The 3,867-nt window shown below is 31.7% G+C and carries 5 protein-coding genes and 1 pseudogene; 1 reads left to right on the top strand and 5 read right to left on the bottom strand.

The features are described 5' to 3' along the window. Window positions 1-85: 85 nt before the first annotated feature. The 5 genes and pseudogenes from GJV76_RS15255 to GJV76_RS15240 form a co-directional block, all read right to left on the bottom strand. Window positions 86-625, bottom strand: a complete 540-nt coding sequence (locus tag GJV76_RS15255) for a hypothetical protein (protein WP_155093443.1) — start codon at window positions 623-625, stop codon at window positions 86-88. Window positions 626-644: 19 nt separating this feature from the next. Beyond that, window positions 645-773, bottom strand: a complete 129-nt coding sequence (locus GJV76_RS16100) for a hypothetical protein (protein WP_258204064.1) — start codon at window positions 771-773, stop codon at window positions 645-647. Between the two features lie 306 nt (window positions 774-1,079). Continuing rightward, window positions 1,080-1,544 (bottom strand): YrhA family protein, encoded by a 465-nt coding sequence (locus GJV76_RS15250; RefSeq protein ID WP_155093442.1) that lies wholly within the window; start codon window positions 1,542-1,544, stop codon window positions 1,080-1,082. 10 nt (window positions 1,545-1,554) lie between these two features. Then, window positions 1,555-1,737 (bottom strand): annotated as a pseudogene (locus GJV76_RS16180) (HNH endonuclease); the annotation flags it as partial. 428 nt (window positions 1,738-2,165) lie between these two features. Continuing rightward, window positions 2,166-2,324: a transposase gene (locus GJV76_RS15240; protein ID WP_155093441.1), complete on the bottom strand. Its 159-nt coding sequence runs from the start codon at window positions 2,322-2,324 to the stop codon at window positions 2,166-2,168. Between the two features lie 241 nt (window positions 2,325-2,565). Between GJV76_RS15240 and GJV76_RS15235 the strand changes: the two genes are divergently transcribed. After that, window positions 2,566-3,543, top strand: coding sequence for an EamA family transporter (locus GJV76_RS15235; RefSeq protein WP_155093440.1), 978 nt, complete (start codon window positions 2,566-2,568; stop codon window positions 3,541-3,543). The last annotated feature ends 324 nt before the right edge of the window (window positions 3,544-3,867 follow it).

Genomic DNA, 3,867 nt, shown 5'->3' with positions numbered 1-3,867 from the left:
AAAAGAAGTGATTTTAATTTTTATCGGACGCTAATGATATTATTTAAGTTATTAATATATATAAAGATGTTTACCTCTAAAAATATTAAATATTATAAGGAGGTCTTAAATAAGGGTTATCTTTTTTAAACTCATATTCTACCAATTCCTTATCAGATAGTTCTAACAGTATTCTTATATACTTCGGTAGTCTTTCATAAGACATCTTAGTTATTATCTTATCACCTTCGGGTATTTTGTCCCCTTTAGTTACATCGTAGTAAAATTTTTGAACATTAATTATCTCATAATTATGACCTATTTCTAAATATTTTACTAATCTACCATTATAGTTTATACTTACTGATGTAAGGTATCCCTTCTCAAATTCTTTTGAGATTCCAAACTCAATATTTCCTCTACACTCACTAATCAGTATCAATTCTTCTTCTTCATTATACACATGCTCCAATCCATTTTTTAAACCATCTATAAATTCTGCTTCACTTTCTATCTTACCTCGCCATTTATTATATATTACTCCCGTATAAGGCTTCGTCAATTCAGGGTCTAGGTAATAAATATGTTCTCCATTTACATCATCTTGCACATAAAGCGAGTGGTCTATATCTTCTAATCTCATCATATTTTTTTGTTTTTTTATATTATTTGTGTCCGTGTAGTTGAATTCCATCTGTTAAATATTCACAGTTTTGACATCTTTTTTTCAAAGGAGGAATTCCATTGTTTTCTAATATATCCTTAGGTTTTATCGCTCTATTACTTAAACTCATTTCTTTAATAGAATTTCTATCTACATGTATTCCTGCTTCTCTTCTTGCCTTAAGAGCTTGATCAAGAGCTCTTAATTTTGAATGTGCTGCTAATCTTCTATCAGCACGTTGAGGTAGAATGATTTCACCATTAGCTATTTTAACTTCATACTTATTTGTTAATTACTTAATAATGATACCTACTTTACTGTACTACAAATCAATAACCATTCTTTGTAATCAACAACTAACTGTTTAGAATCCGAACATATTTGTACCGTTTAATGCAAAAAGAGACTCAGTTATAAACTAAATTCTCCTTCTTTATTATTCACAATATTTCTCTTCTATTCCTCCTTCTAAAGCACATTCTAAAATTATTTGAAAGAATAGCTCATCGTCAGTTGTTTCTAATAACACTTCATCAAAGTTATCTCTTGGTCGAAAGCTAAATACTTTTGTCTCTATTTCTTGTACGAATAAGTAAAGGTCAGTATCTGCATAAAAGATAAACTTTGCAAAATCTTCATCAGTGTGCCAATTTAAATTTACCTCAATTAGATTTAAATTAACTTTTTCTGACAAACCATATAAGAAGACTCCATCATAGTTTAAACCATTCGATATTTGTAATATTTCCTTTAAGGAGTTAGGTACTGATATTGAAAATTTTTCAATCATATATTTTTCTAAGCGCCCTAATGATTCAATGGTTATTGGTTGATTTATCTTATAGCCAATCTCATAATTTAGCTTTATTATACTTTTTGATTTTTCTATTATACTTCTCATAGTCCAAGTTTTATGGGTAGATGTTTCCTTCCATTGTATACCATGTAACAGATTTACTGTCAACTGCTTTCATTTCTTTTGTCACTTTGTTTTGATAATTTGTTAATGCCTGATGATAAGGGTCATTTTTGATTAATACTAAATTACTAAAATCGTTAGTCCCTCCATCATCTAAAGGGAGTTTATGATGTACCTGATAGTTTTCAGGATTTCAACCTTTTTTCATGCTTTCAATATCTGTTTGGGAAACCCCTTTTGATTTTAGATATTTTTCATTTTTAGCTAAATCTTTCAAAAATTCTTTTCTGACTTTACTGTCGTAAACTTTTCTTAAAGCAATACGATCTGCATCACTTCTCTTAGTGTATTTAATCGTTTTTTCAACAATATTCTTTAGTTCAGTTAGCTCTCCTCTTAATTGATCGGCATAGACCAACTAATAAACAAATACGAACAATGGATAACTTATATTGCTCTAACAGATACTTAACCCTTTCTATTTTATCTGCTGAGCTTAGAACTTTTTTGATAGAATATCTTTGAGCATTTTATTGTCTAAACTAACATCGGCATACATCTGTTTGAGCTTGCGATTTTCTTCTTCAAGTTCTTTTAAACGTTTCAACTCCAGTTTTCCATTCCACCATACTTCTTTCTCCAATAGTAAAACGTGCTTTTATCAATACCTAATTCTCGAGAGATTTCACTTACTGATCTTCCCTGTTCATTTTCTTTGAGAGCTTTAATGATTTGGTTCTCACTAAAATTACTTACTTTCATAATTGACAGTTTTATTTAAAGTTAATATTTTCAAATTAACAACTGTCCGATTTTTAGGGAAACCTACACCATTCCCCGTCCCTGTTCCCCGTCCCTGTTCCCCGTCCCTGTTCCCCGTTCCCCATTCCCCGTTCCCTAAACTGCCACAATTTTCAATTACTATTTGATAGGTACTATATAGACATTTGTCCTATATCGCTCAAAAAATATTAACTACCTTTGTTAAGCAAAATAGAAAAAGATGAAAGAACAAAATAATGTAGTAAAAGGAGTCTTCTTAGTCGCTTTAGGAGCTTCAAGTTTCGGTATGCTTGCTTCATTTGTAAAACTTGCATATAAGAGTGGATTTACCACTGCTGAAGTAACATATTCTCAGGTACTACTTGGTCTGCTATGTGTATCCTTGATTCACTTGTTTCGCAAAAAGAAAGCAGATGAACCAAAAGCTACCTCTAAAAACGTACGCAGTTTAATATTAGCAGGAACTTCCATGGGATTCACTTCTGTTTTATATTATATGGCTGTAAGTTATATCGACGCGTCAATTGCCGTTGTTCTCTTAATGCAATCTGTATGGATTGGAGTAGTGTTAGATAGTATAGCTACCAAAACATTTCCAAATTTGACAAAATTGGTTGCTATAGCATTAATTCTATTTGGTACTGTCTTAGCTACGAATATCATGGCAAGTAAGATTGAGTTAGATATTAGAGGAGTAATATTTGGCTTCTTAGCATCGTGTTCGTTTGCTACAACAATGTTTGCCTCTGGTCGTATTGCAAATCACTTACCTGCCACAAAACGCAGTATGTGTATGCTTACTGGAGCTGCTATAATCGTAACTATCTTTGTATTTGTCACTCAAATTGGGCCAAATAACTTTGAGTTTATGAAGGACTTTTACCTTCAATTTTCTCAAAACACAGATGGTATCAGGGATTTCGACTGGAGTATCTTCTACGGTTGGGGAATTGTATTAGCTTTATTTGGTACCGTATTACCGCCAATGTTCTTGAATATGGGATTCCCGTTGACAGGTGTAGGATTAGGAAGTATTATCTCATCCTTAGAACTACCTGCGTCAGTTACTGTAGCTTTCTTAGTTTTAGGTGAAAAAGTAATTCTAATACAATGGGTTGGTATTTTGCTAATCTTATCAGCTATTGTACTGATGAACAGCAGTCTAATCTTCAAGAAAAAAGAGTTAGAACTTCAATAGTAATTTCATTCAAAATATAAACTTCCATAGTTTAGCTTAAAGAGCCTTCACCTTTCTGAAGGCTTTTTTTTATTTTCTATTTTCTCTACACGCACTGCCCTTCAACTAATTACACTCCTATACCAATATCAATAACGTGAGTTTGACTCAAGTTATGAATCAATTTGTATCGAATATCATGTCAATAATTTACTTTTAACGAACGCAAGGAGAAACAGTCAACATTCGATAAAAAATGGAAGGATAAAACCTTAAAACATCATTTCAAAAATAAGTAGAGCACACTGTATGTCTTCAAACTAATGTAGACTTTTAGGACGTAAG

The sequence above is a fragment of the Myroides albus genome (assembly GCF_009711045.1).
Classification (GTDB): Bacteria; Bacteroidota; Bacteroidia; order Flavobacteriales; family Flavobacteriaceae; genus Flavobacterium; species Flavobacterium album_A.
This window is presented reverse-complemented; position numbering and strand designations above follow the sequence as displayed.

Excerpts from the sequence above, each read along its gene's own strand:
- GJV76_RS15255 (WP_155093443.1), bottom strand. The coding sequence starts at position 625 with ATGATGAGATTAGAAGATATAGACCACTCGCTTTATGTGCAAGATGAT.
- GJV76_RS16100 (WP_258204064.1), bottom strand. The coding sequence starts at position 773 with ATGAGTTTAAGTAATAGAGCGATAAAACCTAAGGATATATTAGAAAAC.
- GJV76_RS15250 (WP_155093442.1), bottom strand. The coding sequence starts at position 1,544 with ATGAGAAGTATAATAGAAAAATCAAAAAGTATAATAAAGCTAAATTAT.
- GJV76_RS15240 (WP_155093441.1), bottom strand. The coding sequence starts at position 2,324 with ATGAAAGTAAGTAATTTTAGTGAGAACCAAATCATTAAAGCTCTCAAA.
- GJV76_RS15235 (WP_155093440.1), top strand. The coding sequence starts at position 2,566 with ATGAAAGAACAAAATAATGTAGTAAAAGGAGTCTTCTTAGTCGCTTTA.